Source organism: Rhodopseudomonas sp. BR0M22 (assembly GCF_010907035.1).
Classification (GTDB): domain Bacteria; phylum Pseudomonadota; class Alphaproteobacteria; order Rhizobiales; family Xanthobacteraceae; genus Rhodopseudomonas.
Map to the genome: position 1 here is coordinate 1 of NZ_QUMK01000068.1, position 16,116 is coordinate 16,116.

The 16,116-nt window shown below is 65.0% G+C and carries 17 protein-coding genes; 4 read left to right on the forward strand and 13 right to left on the reverse strand.

All coding sequences use genetic code 11. The annotated features are described in order from the left end of the window. Positions 1–192 precede the first annotated feature (192 nt). Positions 193–1,317 carry a GGDEF domain-containing protein gene (locus DY468_RS19650; protein WP_246701053.1) on the reverse strand — a complete coding sequence of 375 codons (1,125 nt, stop codon included), beginning with the start codon at positions 1,315–1,317 and terminating at the stop codon, positions 193–195. Positions 1,318–1,590: 273 nt separating this feature from the next. On the opposite strand from DY468_RS19650, the gene DY468_RS19655 reads away from it, so the two are divergent. Further along, positions 1,591–2,277, forward strand: coding sequence for an oxidoreductase (locus DY468_RS19655; protein ID WP_164606526.1), 687 nt, complete (start codon positions 1,591–1,593; stop codon positions 2,275–2,277). 18 nt (positions 2,278–2,295) lie between these two features. On the opposite strand, the gene DY468_RS19660 is transcribed toward DY468_RS19655, so the two are convergent. The 4 genes from DY468_RS19660 to DY468_RS19675 form a co-directional block, all read right to left on the reverse strand. After that, complete coding sequence (locus DY468_RS19660) at positions 2,296–2,643, reverse strand: 5-carboxymethyl-2-hydroxymuconate Delta-isomerase (RefSeq protein ID WP_164606528.1); 348 nt, start codon at positions 2,641–2,643, stop codon at positions 2,296–2,298. Between the two features lie 96 nt (positions 2,644–2,739). Then, positions 2,740–3,534, reverse strand: a complete 795-nt coding sequence (locus DY468_RS19665) for an ABC transporter ATP-binding protein (protein ID WP_164606530.1) — start codon at positions 3,532–3,534, stop codon at positions 2,740–2,742. Beyond that, complete coding sequence (locus DY468_RS19670) at positions 3,528–4,556, reverse strand: ABC transporter permease (RefSeq protein ID WP_164606532.1); 1,029 nt, start codon at positions 4,554–4,556, stop codon at positions 3,528–3,530. Before DY468_RS19670 ends, DY468_RS19665 begins: the two co-directional genes overlap by 7 nt. Further along, entirely contained in the window at positions 4,534–5,619 is a 1,086-nt protein-coding gene (locus DY468_RS19675) for an ABC transporter substrate-binding protein (protein ID WP_164606534.1), read from the reverse strand. Before DY468_RS19675 ends, DY468_RS19670 begins: the two co-directional genes overlap by 23 nt. 407 nt (positions 5,620–6,026) lie before the next feature. On the opposite strand from DY468_RS19675, the gene DY468_RS19680 reads away from it, so the two are divergent. After that, positions 6,027–6,692 (forward strand): DUF1847 domain-containing protein, encoded by a 666-nt coding sequence (locus DY468_RS19680; RefSeq protein WP_164606536.1) that lies wholly within the window; start codon positions 6,027–6,029, stop codon positions 6,690–6,692. A 395-nt stretch (positions 6,693–7,087) separates the two neighbouring features. Then, positions 7,088–8,068, forward strand: coding sequence for an NADPH:quinone oxidoreductase family protein (locus tag DY468_RS19685; RefSeq protein WP_164606538.1), 981 nt, complete (start codon positions 7,088–7,090; stop codon positions 8,066–8,068). Between the two features lie 83 nt (positions 8,069–8,151). Here DY468_RS19685 and DY468_RS19690 read toward each other — a convergent pair whose 3' ends face one another. The 3 genes from DY468_RS19690 to DY468_RS19700 all read right to left on the reverse strand — a co-directional run bounded on the left by DY468_RS19690 (position 8,152) and on the right by DY468_RS19700 (position 10,514). After that, on the reverse strand, positions 8,152–8,589 hold the full coding sequence (locus tag DY468_RS19690) for a hypothetical protein (RefSeq protein WP_164606540.1): 438 nt from the start codon (positions 8,587–8,589) through the stop codon (positions 8,152–8,154). Further along, positions 8,586–9,314, reverse strand: a complete 729-nt coding sequence (locus DY468_RS19695) for a PepSY domain-containing protein (RefSeq protein WP_246701054.1) — start codon at positions 9,312–9,314, stop codon at positions 8,586–8,588. The genes DY468_RS19690 and DY468_RS19695 overlap by 4 nt, the downstream gene beginning before the upstream one ends. A 225-nt stretch (positions 9,315–9,539) precedes the next feature. Then, positions 9,540–10,514 carry a TetR/AcrR family transcriptional regulator gene (locus DY468_RS19700; protein WP_246701055.1) on the reverse strand — a complete coding sequence of 325 codons (975 nt, stop codon included), beginning with the start codon at positions 10,512–10,514 and terminating at the stop codon, positions 9,540–9,542. Between DY468_RS19700 and DY468_RS19705 the strand changes: the two genes are divergently transcribed. Next, a complete protein-coding gene (locus DY468_RS19705; RefSeq protein WP_164606542.1) occupies positions 10,513–11,100 on the forward strand; it encodes a hypothetical protein in 588 nt (195 codons plus the stop codon). The two genes, DY468_RS19700 and DY468_RS19705, sit on opposite strands and share 2 nt — an antisense overlap. Positions 11,101–11,144: 44 nt before the next feature. Here DY468_RS19705 and DY468_RS19710 read toward each other — a convergent pair whose 3' ends face one another. From DY468_RS19710 to DY468_RS19730, 5 genes are all read right to left on the reverse strand, one after another. Next, complete coding sequence (locus tag DY468_RS19710) at positions 11,145–11,984, reverse strand: universal stress protein (RefSeq protein ID WP_164606544.1); 840 nt, start codon at positions 11,982–11,984, stop codon at positions 11,145–11,147. 191 nt (positions 11,985–12,175) lie between these two features. Continuing rightward, positions 12,176–12,571 (reverse strand): cytochrome o ubiquinol oxidase subunit IV, encoded by a 396-nt coding sequence (cyoD, locus tag DY468_RS19715; RefSeq protein ID WP_164606546.1) that lies wholly within the window; start codon positions 12,569–12,571, stop codon positions 12,176–12,178. Beyond that, positions 12,568–13,218, reverse strand: a complete 651-nt coding sequence (locus DY468_RS19720; protein WP_164606548.1) for a cytochrome (ubi)quinol oxidase subunit III — start codon at positions 13,216–13,218, stop codon at positions 12,568–12,570. Before DY468_RS19720 ends, cyoD begins: the two co-directional genes overlap by 4 nt. Then, entirely contained in the window at positions 13,215–15,218 is a 2,004-nt protein-coding gene (gene cyoB, locus DY468_RS19725; protein ID WP_164606550.1) for a cytochrome o ubiquinol oxidase subunit I, read from the reverse strand. The genes DY468_RS19720 and cyoB overlap by 4 nt, the downstream gene beginning before the upstream one ends. Further along, the gene (locus tag DY468_RS19730; protein ID WP_246701056.1) at positions 15,164–16,057 is read right to left on the reverse strand and encodes a cytochrome ubiquinol oxidase subunit II family protein; all 894 of its coding nucleotides are present in this window, start codon (positions 16,055–16,057) and stop codon (positions 15,164–15,166) included. The genes cyoB and DY468_RS19730 overlap by 55 nt, the downstream gene beginning before the upstream one ends. Between the last annotated feature and the right edge of the window lie 59 nt (positions 16,058–16,116).

Genomic DNA, 16,116 nt, shown 5'->3' on the forward strand with positions numbered 1-16,116 from the left:
CCCCCGCCCCTCGTCGTGACGACGACGGGCGCAAAGCTCGGGCTCGACAGAGCCGCGAGATCGCGACGCCGTGGCTGTTTGACAGTGTGAGCCCGAAAGAGTGGCGAAGCTCGTCTCGAGCGCGCAGGCTAGCGCCGCTGAGATGCTATTCCCGGATCTCGCTTCGCTTATCCGGGCTACCGGCCGACGCAACTACATCCCGCGATCGACGGTGCGGTCCCGGCCCGCTGCCTTGGCCCGGTAGAGCCGACTGTCCGCCGTCTTGTAGAGCGCTGCCCAATCGCCGGCCTCGCGGGTCGTGGCCACCCCGAAGCTCGCAGTCACGGGCCGGGTGTCCAGACCGGGAATTTTACCCTGCCGGATCGTCTGCCGGAGCCGTTCGGCGCATGCGGTGGCTTCGGACAACGAGGTGTCCGGCAGGAACACTGCGAATTCCTCGCCGCCCCAGCGGCCGACGAGATCGCCCTTGCGGGCGGTTCTGCGCAGGATCGCGCCGATCTCCTGCAGCACGGCGTCGCCGACGTCGTGACCGAACGTGTCGTTGATCGACTTGAAATGGTCGACGTCGCACAGGATCAGCGCAGCGCCTTCGGGCGCGCGGCGCATCGGCGCCGCGATCTCCGCCTCGAATCCGCGGCGGTTGAGCAGCCCGGTGAGATGGTCGAGGTCGCGTTCGCGGCGCAGATCATCGATCAGGTCGGACACCGCCGCAGCCAGGATGGCCATCGCCAAGGCGGCGCCCAGCACGGCGAGCGACAATTGCAGCGTCTGCCAGAACACCGAGTCGGCGACCGCCAGCGGTCCACCCGACGGCGGCGAGGCGCCGACCGTGAAGACGGTGCGGGGAAAGAAGTGCAGCCCGAACAGCAGCAGCGTCCAGAACAGGATGCGGTCCACCACGCGGCCGTGTCTGAGATGCGCAAGCCTGAGCGCGGCGACGCACAGCAGCAGTCCGTAGCCGAAATTCTGCACATAGATGCGCGCCAAGAGACTGCGATCGACGTAGAAGAAGTAATACAGCGCCAGCGAAAACGCGGCGAAGATCGCGACATCGATCCACCAGCCCAGCGCCCTGCCCGAGCGGATCAGCACGCCTTCGACCGCCGCGATCACGGCGCAGGTGTAGAGCGCGCCCGACACCATCGCGTTGAGGCCGGTGTCACGCGGCCAGTAGAGAATCTGGCTCGTCGCGCCGAGCGCGAACAGGGCACACGCCGCCGCCAGAAGAGCGAGATAAGGCCGCCGCCGGTCGTAGCTCCAGGCCGCGAGAAACGCGAGGCCGAATACGCCGATGATGCCTGGCCCGATCAGGGACAACGTTATTCTGACAACCGAACCCGGCATTTCGAACGTCACGACCTCACACACTGAAGCCCGTGTGTTGTGCCTCCATCGGCTGTCTAAATCCACCACACACTCGGTGCAATTTTAGCCAAGTGAAAATCCCCTCGGGCCGACGAGCGCGTCATGCCGCCGCACGTCCGGAACGGTGCTGGAACGGTTGATGAGACGCCTGCAGCCAAATCTTCGCCGCAGGCCGCTTACGCCCTGGCGTTGCCGTCCCCCTGCCCCTGTGCAATCCTGCCGGCCATGACCAGCTCCGGCGACAGCTCCGCCTTGAAAACCGCGCTCGTGTTCGGCGCCACCGGGTTGATCGGATCGAAGCTGCTCCGCGGGCTGCTGGACAGCGCCGACTATGTGAGGGTGATCGCCGTGGTGCGGCGGCCGCTGACCTTCACCGATCCGAAGCTGACGGTGCTGATCGGCGACCTCGACCGCCTGCAGGCGCTGGCCGCGCAGCTGAAGGCCGACGAGGTGTTCATCGCGCTCGGCACCACGCGCAAGCAGACGCCGGACGAGGCCGCGTACTACAAGATCGACCACGACTATCCGGTCGCGGCGGCGCGGATCGCGCAGGAGGCCGGCGCCGCGGCGGTGTTGCTGGTCACCGCAGTCGGCGCCGACGCCGCATCGCAGGCGTTCTATCTGCGTACCAAGGGCGAGACCGAACGCGACATCATCGCGCTCGGCTTTCCGCGCACCGCGATCTTCCGCCCGTCGATGCTGATCGGCGAGCGCAGCGAATACCGCCCGTTGGAAGGGCTGTTCATCGCGCTGGCCCGCCTGATCAATCCGCTGCTGCGCGGCGCGGCCGATCGGTTTCGCGGGATCGACGCCGGCGACGTTGCGGCAGCGATGATCGCGGCGGCGCGGATCGATGCGCCGAAGCTGCGGATCTATCATTGGCGCGAGATGATAGCGCTGCTGCGCCGCTGAAGGCCGCGACCAAACGCCCTACGCCGGTTTCAGCCGCTTCTTGTAGGCCTCCGGGTCCATGTCGCGGATGTCGACGCTGAGGCTATGAATGTCGGGGCAATGCTCGACCAGGGTCTGGCGCAGCGCGACGCTGAGCGCGACCTTCTGCTCCGGCGTGCGGCCCGCCAGCATGAACACGGCAAGATGCACGAAGCTGTCGCGCTTGCCGCCCACCAGATAGTCGTCGAAGCCGCGCGCCCGCGCCTTGATGTCGGCGGCCTGCATCACGCCGGTCGCCGCGGCGGTGACGGCGAGTTGCTCCAGCAGCGGCGCGATGCGGCCGCGGCCGAGATGATCGGCCGAATAGTCCACCACCAGATGCGGCATCGTCCCTCCGGTTCGTTTTCCACGAATTTGCCGGATGTTCTTCGACGGCCGCGTCAGCCTGGTCAAGCCCGAGCGGCGGATCGCCGCCCGCCTCGATCACCAGGTGGCGTCGAGGCCGAGCAGGCCGAGGATCTGGCGGCGCAGGTCGGCCAGATGCGGGTCGCCGCGATGGCGGGGATACGGCCGGTCGACCTGGATATCGGCCTTCAGCTTGGCCGGGCGTTCGCTGAACACCACCACGCGCTGCGCCAGGAACAGCGCCTCCTCGACGTCGTGGGTCACCAGCAGCGTGGTGAAACCCTGGCGCTGCCACAGCGACACGATCTCGGTCTGCATGCTGAGCCGGGTCAGCGAGTCGAGCTTGCCGAGCGGCTCGTCGAGCACCAGGATGTCGGGATCGTTGACCAGCGCCCGGGCCAGCGACACCCGCTGCGCCATACCGCCCGAGAGCTGATGCGGATAGGCATTGGAAAAGCCGCTGAGCCCGACCATCGCCAGCGCCGCATCGACGCGGTGACGCTCGGACTTGATGATGCCCTGCGCCTCCAGCCCGAGCGCGACGTTCTTCCACACCGTCCGCCACGGAAACAGCGTCGGATCCTGGAACACGACGACGCGCGACGGATGCGGCCCGGCAATGACGCGGCCGTCTTCGAGCAGCCGGCCGGCGCGCGGCGGTTCGAGCCCGGCGACCAGCCGCAGCAGCGTGGATTTGCCACAGCCCGAGGGCCCGAGCAGCGCGACGAACTCGCCCGGCGCGGCGCTCAGCGTGACGTGATCGAGCACCGGCAGCGCGGCGCCGTCGATGTCGAAATGGTGACTGACGTCGACCACGTCGAGCGCTGCGCCGGCAGCTTGCGGCTGCGGCTTCAATGCGGCGGCGCTCACCATTTCACGACTCCCTTCTGCCAGACCAGCAAGCGGTCACGGACCTTGAACAACGCGGTGATGGCGCCGGAGCACAGCAGCGACATCACCAGCAGCGCGGCGTACATGTTGGCGTAAGCGGCCCAGCCCTGTGCCCATTGCAGATACCAGCCGAGCCCGGACTTCACGCCCATCATCTCCGCCACCACCAGCACCGCGAACGACGCGCCGAGCCCCATGAATAGACCGACGAAGACGTGCGGCAGCGCCGCCGGGATCGCGACCTTGAACACCAGGAAAGACGGCTTGGCGCCGAGCGTGCGCGCGACGTCGTAGTAAGCGCTCGACACGCTGGCGACGCCCGACCAAGTCAGCACCGTCACAGGAAAGCCGGTCGCGAGCGCGATCAGGAAGGTCGATGCACTCCAGCTCGACGGAAACGCGAAGAACGCGATCGGCAGCCATGCGGTCGCCGGCAGCGGGCCGATGAAGCGCAGCACCGGATGCACCCAATAGCCGACCGCGCGCGACCAGCCGATCGACACGCCGGTGACGAACCCGACCGCCGCGCCGATCAGATAGCCGCCGAGCTGCAGCTTCACGGAAGCGAACACACTCTCCACCAGCTTCGGCAGATCGTCGGTGTAGACCTCGACGATCGCCTGCGGCGGCGGGAAGAACGGCTGCGGCAACAGCCCGAGCTTCGCGGTCACCACTTCCCAGGCCGCGAGCAGCAGGCCGATCAGCAGCAGCCACGGCGCGCGCCGCTGCACAGCTCCGCCGACTGCGCGCGACCACAAGCCGACCGCCGCAGCCAGCGCGATCGCGCCGCCGATCGCGAAGCCGGCAATCGCCACCTCCTGGGTGCGCGACCAGTCGCCGATGTCGTCCCGCCACAGGCACGACAATCCGAACGCCGCCCAGCCGAGGCCGGCGGCGAAGCCGATCGCATGACCGCGCACCGCGCGGAGCAGCGACGAGGTGCGGGACGCAAGCTGCGTCCCGACATCGAGTTCGAGCGCGTCAGACACGGAATACGTCGGCATAGATCTTGTCCGCAAATTTGCTGGTGTCGGTCGAACGCTTGATCACCGAGACGGCCTTGAGATCCTCGGCGTAGAGCTTCAGCTCGCTCTTGAGCTGCTCCCCGACCGGGTGATGGTGATGGGTGTGATACTTGATCAGCGCCCGCACATCGTCTTCGGTCACGATCTTCGGCGCGTAGGGCAGAAACGACTTCGTCGCCTGCTCGGGATTGTTGGCGGAGAACTCCGCCGCGTCGAGCAGCGCCTGGGTCACCGCGCGCGCCACCAGCGGCTCGTCGCGGATCAGGCTGCCGCGCACGCCGACGATGCAGCAGCTCACATTCCGGTAGACCCCGTCGAGATTGGAGCCGATCTCCTTGAACTCGCCGTCCTTGAGGAAGGCGTGCGCGAGCGGATCGGACGCCAATGCCGCCTGCGCCTCGCCCTTCTCCACCGCGAGGCGCACCAGATTGCCCGGATACTGCTTCCACTCGACATCCCTGGCCGGATCGACACCGGCCTTGGCGAGCTGAATCGAGAAGAAGTTCTTGCCCGGACCGGCCTGATCGTCGATCGCCACCACCTTGCCTTTGAGATCGGTGACCTTGCTGATCTCCGACCCGGTCGGCGCGATCGCCCGCAGGCAGCCGCCGTGAGTGCCGGCAACGATCTTGACGTCGAACCCCTGCTCCAGCGGCTTCAACCAACGCAGCGCCATGCCGACACCGACGTCGCTCTTGCCGGTGGCGATCGCTTCGAGCAACTGATCGGTCGAGCCGGAGAAATTCACCAGCTCGACGTCGAGATTCTGTTTCTTGAAGAACTCGTAGTCGACCGCGACCGGCACCTGCACCGAGCACACCGAATTGGCGTTCCACGACAGTTTCAACTTGCGCGGCGCGCCGGTGAGCGGCGTCACGTCGCCGGAGGTCCGGCAGATCGGGAAGTCCGAGAGATCGTAGCCGATCGGCGCCGCCGGAAACGCCTGAATGCCGAACGCCCCGACCGGCGCTGCGACGACGCCCGCCGCCGCGCCGAGGAGCACGGACCGCCGGCTGATCGCCCGGCCTGTGTGGTTGCCCATCTTTATCCCCTTCAGTTCAAGAGTCCTCCCGCGCGATGCGCGGTGACGATCAGCGAGGCCATCAATCCGTTGCGGCCGATCCCGCCGACGAGATTTAGTCGCGCCATGATCGAGCCCGGCTGATACCAGGTCAATGAAACGCGATTTCAAATGTCGTGCCGAACGGAGAACGTCTCGCGCGTCGCATGTGCGTGCCGCAGCAGAGCGACAGACCGTGGAGAACCGCTTTCTCGCGCACGCCGCTCCGGCAGAACGATGATGCTGATCGCAGCAAATATGACCATCCGCTCGCGTGCGCTGTTCGTGCGCCGCTTTCGCGACTGCAGGCTCTCATCCGAGCGTCGCATTGCAGGCGCCGCTGTGGTCGCTTAGTTCGAGCCGACTATCTTTCATCAGGATCGCTCATCATGGCCAAGCCGAATCCCGACGACATCACCTGCTCAGAATGCGGGCAGTTCAACTGCTATCGTCTCGACAAGCGTTATCCGGGCATCTGCGCGACGACCGATTTGGCGCCGGAGGAACGCCAGGAGCTGGTCGGGCTGTATGCCGGCGACACCATCGATGCGACGCTGGCCCGCGCCGCGGCGGAGATCGAGGGTCAGTATTACTGCAAGCTCAACCGCGTCGAAGAGACCGTCGCGTTCGCCCGCCGGATCGGCGCGACCCGGATCGGCATCGCCACCTGCATCGGGCTGATCGAAGAGACCAAGCTGCTTGTCGACGTGCTCCGGCTCGCCGGTTTCGAAACCCGAACCGCCCTGTGCAAGGTGGGCTCGATCGACAAGACCGAGATCGGCGTGCCGGAAGAGCTGAAGATCAAAGCCGGCCACGAAGCGTGCTGCAATCCGGTGTTGCAGGCCCGGTTGCTCAATCGCGAGCACACCCAGCTCAACATCATCATGGGCCTGTGCGTCGGCCACGACTCGCTGTTCATCCGCCATGCCGAAGCGCCGGTGACGACGCTGGTGGTCAAAGATCGAGTGCTCGCCCACAATCCAGTGGCGGCCTTCCACACCATCAAGACCTACTCCAGCCGGATGCGCGACGCGCGGCGCCTGCGAGAGCTGTAGACCGCAGCCGCGGAATCCCCTCGAACGGTCCCGCTGCTTCGCCGCAGACGCGCTCATCCCGCCGCACGGCAAATCAAATCATGCAGCGCGACGTGTTTATGGACGCGCCGGCCATCGCCTGTTACGTCCGCTGCGAGGTGACGGCGCACAGCGCCGCTCCCGGTTCGATACAAATCCCCGGCGCAAGCATCAGCCAAAGAAGGGATCGACCATCTCGCCACTCCAAACGCAACGGCGCGCGCAGCGTCTGGCGCCGGCCATCACATCGCAGCAATGCCCCGGTCGCTCCGAAGGGAGCGTGAGGGCAGACGGCTCGTCACCCCTCTGCGCCCCAAAGGCCGCCCCCGTTCCATCGCTCAGAAGGAGCACCACCCTTGCCAGATCTTGAATCCATGATGAAAGCCGTCGTCGTCGAGCAGTACGCCTCGATCGACGACATCGAACTGAAGCAGATCGCCCGGCCGGCCGTGAAGCCGGGCTCCGTGCGCGTTCGGGTTCAGGCGGTCGGCATCGGCTTTGTCGACGGCCTCAAGGTGCAAGGGCGCTACCAGACCAAGGATCCGTTGCCGTTCGTGCCCGGCACCGAATTCGCCGGCGTGATCGATGCGGTCGGAGACGATGTCGCGGACTACGCAGCCGGCATGGCGGTGATGGGCATGACGCGCTCCGGTGCGCTCGCCGAGTACATCGTGGTTCCCACCGAGGCCGTCAGCCGCCTGCCGGACGGCATCTCGCCCGAGGAAGGCGCCTCGTTCCGGGCCAATTACCTGACCTCGTACTACGCGCTCGTCGAACGCGCGGCGCTGAAGCAAGGCGAGATCCTGCTGGTGCTCGGCGCCGCCGGCGGCGTCGGCACGGCTGCGATCCAGATCGGCAAGCTGCTCGGCGCGCGTGTCATCGCCGCAGCGTCGACCACGCAGAAGCGGGACTTCGCGCTCGGCCTCGGTGCCGACGCCGCGATCGACTACACGCAACCGGACTGGCGTGAAACGTTCAAGGCCATGACCCAGGGTCACGGCGCCGACGTCATCTTCGATCCGGTCGGCGGACCGATTTCGGTCGATGCATTTCGCTCGATCGCCTGGAACGGCCGGCACATTGTCGTCGGGTTCGCGGCGGGCAGCATTCCGGCGCTGCCGTTCAACCTGCCGCTGCTCAAAGGCGGCAGCCTGCTCGGCGTCGATCTTGCGCAAGTGCCTCGGCGCGAACCGGCCGCGTTTCAACGCTGCATGGCGGATCTCAATCGGCTGCTCAGCAACCGGGAACTGAAGCCCGCGATCGAGTCGGTGTTCGCGCTCGAGGATTTTCGTACCGCGTTCAAGACGCTCGCCGGCCGCGAGGCACTCGGCAAAGTGGTGGTGAAGATCGCCTCATGACGAAAGCCAAAGAACTGGACTGTGCCTAGCGGCACCCCGCGCCTTCAGGTCATCGCGCAATTCGTTCGCGCACCCACAGCAGGTTACGACGCGCCGGACATCAATTCGGCGCGGCAGGCTTCGGTAAATGGCCGCAGCAGATCGAAAGTGTCGCGGTCCAGCCGTTGGAGATCGTGCAAGTCTAGCGGCGGACGGTCGTAGATCTCGACGATGAGCTCGATCAGACGTTCGGCTTCTGCAACGGTTTTCGGCGTTGCGAACAGCCGCAGTTTGCCGATCAGCGCGTAGATCTCAATGAACTTGGTCGGATCGTCGAGCGAATGGATCAGCGCGTCGACATAGAGCTTCGACGCCTGGTCGATGAACTCGCCGAACAGCCTTTCGCGCCGGGCGCTCTCCTGCGCGAAACGTGCGCTGCGCGTCTGGTAGTTCTGGGACAACCAAGTGGTACTCAGCGTCGCCAGTCCGCCGATCGCGGAGCCGGCGAGCGCCGCCAGCGCGGATGCCGAGGCGCCAGTCACGACGGTTGCTTCCGCGACGGCACGGCCGTCCGCTCCGGCGCGGCTCCAGGACGGGCGGTCGGAGGCCGGCGCAAGCGCGCACCGGGCGGCTCCAGCACGACTTCCTTGAGCGCGTCACCGGCCAGCACCACCACGGCGAATTTGAGCCGTCCCTGCTCCACCACGAGCTCGCCGAGCACGGCACGCCCGCGCGTCGACCGTTCGGCGACCGCCACCGCATCCGACAGGCCGGGGCCGATCGATTGCAATAATGCGAGCTCGCGCTGCTCGTCGGCGGCAGCCCGCACCGGCGACGAGTCCGACGGCACGCCGACCACCGCTCCGGAATTGCCCGACACGACACTGACCCAAACCTGTCCGTCGCGCGCCGTGCGGACGCGGTAGACCAACGCATTGCTGACGATGTCAGCTTCTATCCGCACGCTCTTGGTCCCCGGGTGCAGCTTCTCGGCAATCGTGATCGCCTGTCCAAGCGAGACCGGCGCGGCGCGCACCATTTCAAGTTTATCGGAGTCGGGCTGATCGGCGTCCCGCCCTTCATCCGTCTGGCCGGCACCAATCGCCACCGCATCGCGTGCGGCCAACAATGGGGGCGGCGCCAGCACGAAGAAACAGGCGACGATTGCTAAGAAAAAGGCGCGCATGAGATCGGCTCTGGGCTGCGCCCGTGAGCGTGAAAACCACCGCCACAAATGAAGAACGCGGCCGATCGCGTGGGGCGGCATGCGATCGGCCGCGTCGGTTCACGAACTACGTGGGAGTACAGCAGTCCGCGAGCCGCGATGGCGCTGGGGCGCCAGAACGATACGGTACCAGTTCGTTTCGTTATGTCAATCGACACGCCGCACCATCCAGCCTCGACCCCCCGAGTTCGGGGCGATCTCTCCACTTTGTGATTGCTGGAAAAGACGCCGCGCGACGCGGTCAAGCGGCCGCACCGCCGCAGGGACTCAGCTGGGACGAATGCCGTTCAGAAACAGTTTCACGGCCAGACGGAGTTGCCGGTCCCGCGTCTTCTCGTCGATCGCGATGTTGAACATCGTCAGCCGGCTCAAGGGACCGACCACAATGTTGAGAAAGGTCTCGGCGGCTGCGGCGGCATCAGGCACCCGAACCAGCCCCTGTTCGTTGAAGTGATCGAACAGCTCCGCCAGCGTCGACACCGCGCGTCCCCAGCCCTCCTCGTAGGCCAGCCGAGCCAGATCCGGGAAATTCGTCGCCTGAAACGACAGCGTGCGCATGATCGCGGTCACGCGCGGGGCCGAACCGACATCCTGGATCTGCCGGCCGATCGAGACGAACCACGCTTCGAGCGACCCGTTGGAGGGGTTGTTGCGGCGTTCCTCGACGCCATTCGACAAAGGAGCCAGCCAATGCGCGATCTCCCGCCGAAGGGCCGCTTCGAACAGCCCTCGCTTGTCGGTATAGCGGGAATAGACGGTCAGCTTGGAGACGCGCGCCTCCTCCGCCACTGCGTCAATCGTGGTGGCGTCGAAGCCGCGCTCCATGAACAGGCGGGTGGCCACATCGAGCAGCCTGAGGTCGCGCTGAAGTGCGGCGGTTCGGGTCGGGCGTCCACCCCGGGATCTGGCGACGGGCGCCTTTGCAGCGGACTTCTTCGCTGCGATCTTCATCGTTTGCGTCGTCTCCGATTGCGAGAATTGAGCAGCATTATAACTGTCTCCCGAAGGCAAGCCATGCCGCCGGCGGATGTTCCATTGGAAAAGGAGCCACAGACCAAGGCCAGCGTGCTCGTATTCTCCCTGGTGACGCCGTATCCCACGACAGCCCGGTCCGGCAACTCCCCATCGACAATCATATAACAAAACGCTACCGTTTCGTTCATCGATTTTTCGGCGGGTGAGCTGGATCGCACAGCGCAGCCCCTCTCCGCCGGCCCTGATCAGTCGGAGGTGAGAGAGCATGGAGGCTAGCGTCAGCCAATCCGAGCCGGTCGCCTGGATCAAGGACAAGCGGGACGAGATCGACATGCTCGCGTCCTCGCTGCACAGCTGGGCCATTCACCTGGAAGGCGACGAGCGGATCGCCGCTCATCGGGCAGTGGCCGAATTGCTGTCGATCCGCAGCGTGTTCGCCGAGCGGCTCGATGCGCTGTCCTCGCGGCCTTCGATTCCGGCGGACGTCGCCGACGTCACCGTGGCTTGGCTGTCGAACGAATGGAGCAAGGCGCACCAAGAAATCCGCTCGTTCTTGCTGGCACGACTGGGCAACCTCTCCAACGTGCATCAAGCGCCGGAGACGACCGGTCGCAGGACGGCGCTCGAAGACGCATTTGCAAAGCTGAAGCTGGAATCCAGCGCAGCGGTCGAACAAGCCAAGCGCGAGCTGGACGAAGTCGTCGGACGTATCGCGTCCGAACAAGTCCGGCTGGGAACGTTTTCGACCTCCAGCGACAAGGCGCTGAAATCGATCAAGGCGATCTTCGAAAAGACCCGCAAGCTGCACGACCGGACCTGGCAGAGCATCGCGCAGATCGTCAGCGCTCTATGATCGCAGCGTATCGACGCGTCGCCGGCCTGTCGTCGAGACGCGCGTCAGTGATACAGAAACAGCGAGCACGGCGGACTCGCAACGAGTTCGTCCGTGGTCGAACCGAACAGCGCCTCGCGAAATCCGCGACGTCCGTATGCGCCCATCACCAGGGTGCCGATTTTACGATCGGCCACCGCGATCCGGATCGCCTCCGACGGGTCGACGCCCGACGAAAGCGGATGTGACTCCGACTGATAGCCGTGGCTGCGCAAATACGATGCCGCGGCCGCGCAGTTGCGCTCGGCCGTCTCCTCACTGCGATCGACCGCTGCGACGACGATGCGTCTTTCGGCGCCGAGGCCGAGCAGCACGAACATCTGCAGCGCGCGCATCGCGGCGATGCTGCCGTCATAGGCGACCAGCACATCCTCGCCTTGCGGCAGTTCGTCGGGACACACGATCATCGGCCGCGGCGTCCGCAGCAGCAATTTGGCGAGAACCTCCGACAGCGGCTCGTTGAGATCGCCCGCATAGCCGGTGTCGTGTCCGGCAATCACCAGATCCCGAGTCTCGCTGGCGAGCTGGAAAGCATCGATCGGATCGCCTTCGAACGCCAGCCACGCAAACGGCAGGCCGCGGTCACGGCATTCACGCTCGAAAATCTCGCGCAAGCTCTGCTGCGCCTCCTCCGCCTGGCGCTTCAATTCATCCTCCAGCCTCGCCTGATAGGCCGAAATTCCGATGCCGCCGAGGATCGGTGCTTCGATCGCCGAAGGATCGAGTCCGGCCAGGCCAGCCAGCTCCGTCCCGGTCCGTTGCGCCAGTTGGAATGCGTAGCGGCGGGCCGAGACAGACGACGCGGTCTGACCGAGCAGGATCAAGGTGCGCTTGAGGATGGACATCCAACTCTCCCCGTATCGATGTGCCCGCTACATGGGATCGGAGATCCGCAGCGAACTCGCCGGCGCGAACATGCCTTGCCGGGTGCGCGCGCACCACGCCGATCAGCGGACGATCGGGCGGCATTGTGTCGCGCGGGAGAGTTCTGACCGTCGCGGGTGCGCGGCGCAGGACAGGCTTGGCGGCGACCACGTCACCCGCCGGAGGGCATGATGTGCTCGACCGGCATCATGTTGTGGTTGAGATGGCCCATGATCCAGATCGAGCCGCCGACCACCAGCAGCACGACCAAGACGCCGAAAGCGAGCGCCATCACATTGTTGGTGTTGTCCGGTCCGGTGGTGATGTGGAGGAAGAACACCAGTTGCACACCCATCTGCGCAATCGCCAGCACCGTGATGGCCACCGGAATGCTCGGCTGCCAGACCAGATCGGTGCCGGCGATGAAAAACGACGTCGCAGTCAGCAGGATCGACAGCCCGAGCCCGACCGCATAGCCCAGCAGTCGCGGGCCGACGCGGACGTCCTCCTCGTCACCGGGGGCAACGTCATAAGGCTCGGCATCATCGACGACGCGCTTCTCGCTCATGTTGCGCTCCCGAGCAGATAGACCATCGAGAAGATCGCCACCCAGATGATGTCGAGCGCGTGCCAGAACAGCGAGAAACACAGCAGCCGCCGGCAAATGTCGTCGCGAAAGCCCTTGGCAAAGACCTGCGCCATCATCGTGAGCAACCACAGCACGCCCACCGAGACATGAAGTCCATGGCATCCCACCAGGGTGAAGAACGCCGACAGAAACGCACTGCGGGTCGGACCGGCGCCCTGCCCGACCAAGCCGGCGAACTCGCGTAGTTCCAGGGCGAGGAAAGTAACACCGAGCAATCCGGTGACCGCCATCGCGAGCTGGAACCAGCGCTGGCTGCGCACCGCGGAGGCGATGCTGGCCAGCCCACAGGTGAAGCTCGACAGCAGCAGACACCCGGTTTCAACCGCAACGTTGCGCAGATCGAACAGTTGCGCGCCGCCCGGCCCGCCCGCCGTCGCGCCGGACAGCACCGCATAGCTCGCGAAGAAACACGCGAACATCACGATGTCGGACAACAGGAAGATCCAGAAGCCGTAGCCGACGACGATCCGCTTCGGGGCCGGCCCCTCGTGACCGGCGCCGACCGTTTCCAGCCCGCGCAATTGGTGCGGGTCGCTCTGGCCGTGTGACAACGTCGCCTCTGTCATGACGCGCGGCCCGCCGCCGCTAGCGCGGCTCGGCGTTCGGCGATGTTGGCGCTGTCGATCCGCGCGACCTCCGCGGCCGGGATGACGTATTCGTCTCGGTCGCGCCAGGCGAACACCACGAAGGTGGCGAACGCGCCGATCAATCCAAGCACCACCATCCACCAGATGTGCCAGATCAAAGCGAAGCCCATCACCGTGGCGAAGAACGCGCAGACAAACCCGGTCGGGGAATTGCACGGCATTTCGATGTCGCGGTAGTCGTGGTTGAGCGTTTCGAGGCCGTGTTCCCTCGCCTTCTGCTTGCTCACCCAGTACGCGTCTTCGCCGGTCACGTCCGGATCGATCGCGAAATTGAACACCGGCGGCGGCGACGACGTTGCCCACTCCAGCGAGCGCCCGTCCCACGGATCTCCGGTATGGTCACGCAGCTCGTCGCGGCGCCGGATGCTGACCGCGAACTGCACGATCTGCAGCACCACGGCAGTCGTCATGATGGCGGTGCCGACACCGGCCACGATCATCCACGGGTGCCAGGCCGCGACGTCGTAGTGCTGCAGACGGCGCGTCATGCCCAGCAGCCCGGCCACGTAAAGCGGCATGAAGGTGACGAAGAACCCGACCAGCGTGAACCAGAACACTGCCTTGCCGAGTCCTTCGTGCAGGCGGAAGCCGAACGCCTTAGGGAACCAGTAGGTGTAGCCTGCGAAGGCGCCGAACAGCACGCCACCGATGATGACGTTGTGGAAGTGCGCAACCAGGAACACGCTGTTGTGGAGCTGGAAGTCCGCCGGTGGCACCGCGACCAACACGCCGGTCAGCCCGCCGATGATGAACGTCACCATGAAGCCGATCGCCCACAGCATCGGCGTCGCGAACCTGATCCGACCGCCATACATCGTGAACAACCAATTGAAGATCTTCACCCCGGTCGGCACCGCGATAATCATGCTGGCGATGCCGAACACCGCGTTGACGGTCGCTCCCGCCCCCATCGTGAAGAAATGATGCAGCCACACCATGAACGAGATAATGCAGATCGCCATCGTCGCCAGCACCATCGACCGATAGCCGAACAGCGGCTTGCCGGAGAAGGTCGACACCACTTCCGAAAACACCCCGAATGCCGGCAGCACCAAGATGTAAACCTCCGGATGCCCCCAGGCCCAGATCAGGTTCATGAACATCATCATGTTGCCGCCGGCTTCGTTGGTGAAGAAATGAAAGCCGAGATAGCGGTCGAGCAGCAGCATCGCCAACGTGGCGGTGAGGATCGGAAACGCGGCGACGATCAGCAGGCAGGACGCGAGCGTTGTCCAGCAGAACATCGGCATTCGCAAATACGTCATGCCGCGTGTCCGCAGCTTGAGCACGGTCGTGACGAGATTGATCCCGGCAACCAGCGTGCCGATGCCGGAGATCTGCAGCGCCCAGGCGTAATAGTCGACGCCGACGCCGGGCGAATAGCTGAGCTCGGACAGCGGTGGAAACGGCAGCCAACCGGTGCGGGCAAATTCACCGACCACCAGCGAGATGTTGACCAGCAGCGCCCCGCTCGCGGTCAGCCAGAAGCCGACCGAATTGAGCGTCGGAAACGCCACGTCCCGCACCCCGAGCTGCAGCGGAACCACCAGATTCATCAGCCCGATCACGAACGGCATGGCGACGAAGAAGATCATGATCGTGCCGTGCGCGGAGAAGATCTGATTGTAATGCTCGGGCGGCAGGTAACCCGGCGATTGGTAGGCGATCGCCTGCTGAGCGCGCATCATGATCGCGTCGGTGCCGCCGCGCAGCAGCATCACCATCGCCAGCAACATGTACATGACGCCGATCCGCTTGTGATCGACGCTGGTGATCCATTCTCGCCAGAGATAGGGGAAATAGCCCTTGAGACCTGCCCACAGCAGGACGGCGACGATCGCCACCATCACGATCGCGGCTGCGATCAGCGGAATTGGCTGATCGATCGGAATGGCCGACCAGTCGAGCTTGCCGAGCATATCGCGTTGGCTCCCGAATTCGCCTCGATGTACGATTGTGCCCCATCCGTGGTCGGATGCGGTCCCGGCTGCGGCGGAATCCGTTGCGTGCTGATGGCCTCAAACAGCAGCGGATCGGCCAGCCGATAACTCAGCGAGCCGCTCACCGGCGCCTGTTTCATCAGCTTCTTGTAACTATCAGCGTTCAGCTCTTGGTCGGTCGAAGCGGTCTTGGCGGCCCATTCGGAAAACGCGATCGGCGACACCACATGCACCGGAAACATCATGTCGGGAAAACCGTCGCCGCTGAAATGTGACGACAGCCCGCGCAACTCGCCTTCGCTGTCGGCCCGCAGATTGAGCCGGGTCACCATGCCGTTCATGGTGTAGATCATGCTGCCGAGCTGCGGGATGAAGAACGCATTCATCACGCTCGCCGACGTCAATTCGAACTTGAGCGAAGCGCCGACCGGCACAGTCAGCGAGTTGACCGTGGCGATCCCCTGTTCCGGGTAGATGAACAGCCATTTCCAGTCCATCGACACGACTTGGATTCGCACGGGACTGCCGGTGCCTTCGACCGGTGCGGCGGGATCGAGCCGGTGCGCGCCGATCCAGGTGACACCGCCGAGCAGAATGATGGTCAGCGTCGGGATCGACCACACGACGAGCTCGATCTTTCCCGAATACGTGAACTCCGGCCGATATTTCGCGCGTGGATTGGAAGCGCGAAACCAGAACGCAAAGGCCAGGATCGCAATGATCGTCGGCACCACGATCGCGAGCATGATCACGACGGAATCGATCAGGATCGTCGAGTTTCCGAACGCAACCGGTCCTTTGGGATCGAGAATGTTCATGAAACCTGCGCGCTTGGCGGCGTTTCGACTTGGATCGTCAGCTTGTCGCGCCCGTGTCG

Bases quoted from the DNA above. Each gene is read 5' to 3' on its own strand.
- DY468_RS19655 (WP_164606526.1), top strand. From the start codon at position 1,591: ATGACCAGCTCCGGCGACAGCTCCGCCTTGAAAACCGCGCTCGTGTTC.
- DY468_RS19660 (WP_164606528.1), bottom strand. From the start codon at position 2,643: ATGCCGCATCTGGTGGTGGACTATTCGGCCGATCATCTCGGCCGCGGC.
- DY468_RS19665 (WP_164606530.1), bottom strand. From the start codon at position 3,534: ATGGTGAGCGCCGCCGCATTGAAGCCGCAGCCGCAAGCTGCCGGCGCA.
- DY468_RS19670 (WP_164606532.1), bottom strand. From the start codon at position 4,556: ATGCCGACGTATTCCGTGTCTGACGCGCTCGAACTCGATGTCGGGACG.
- DY468_RS19675 (WP_164606534.1), bottom strand. From the start codon at position 5,619: ATGGGCAACCACACAGGCCGGGCGATCAGCCGGCGGTCCGTGCTCCTC.
- DY468_RS19680 (WP_164606536.1), top strand. From the start codon at position 6,027: ATGGCCAAGCCGAATCCCGACGACATCACCTGCTCAGAATGCGGGCAG.
- DY468_RS19685 (WP_164606538.1), top strand. From the start codon at position 7,088: ATGAAAGCCGTCGTCGTCGAGCAGTACGCCTCGATCGACGACATCGAA.
- DY468_RS19695 (WP_246701054.1), bottom strand. From the start codon at position 9,314: ATGCCGCCCCACGCGATCGGCCGCGTTCTTCATTTGTGGCGGTGGTTT.
- DY468_RS19705 (WP_164606542.1), top strand. From the start codon at position 10,513: ATGGAGGCTAGCGTCAGCCAATCCGAGCCGGTCGCCTGGATCAAGGAC.
- DY468_RS19700 (WP_246701055.1), bottom strand. From the start codon at position 10,514: ATGCTCTCTCACCTCCGACTGATCAGGGCCGGCGGAGAGGGGCTGCGC.
- DY468_RS19710 (WP_164606544.1), bottom strand. From the start codon at position 11,984: ATGTCCATCCTCAAGCGCACCTTGATCCTGCTCGGTCAGACCGCGTCG.
- cyoD (WP_164606546.1), bottom strand. From the start codon at position 12,571: ATGAGCGAGAAGCGCGTCGTCGATGATGCCGAGCCTTATGACGTTGCC.
- DY468_RS19720 (WP_164606548.1), bottom strand. From the start codon at position 13,218: ATGACAGAGGCGACGTTGTCACACGGCCAGAGCGACCCGCACCAATTG.
- cyoB (WP_164606550.1), bottom strand. From the start codon at position 15,218: ATGCTCGGCAAGCTCGACTGGTCGGCCATTCCGATCGATCAGCCAATT.
- DY468_RS19730 (WP_246701056.1), bottom strand. From the start codon at position 16,057: ATGAACATTCTCGATCCCAAAGGACCGGTTGCGTTCGGAAACTCGACG.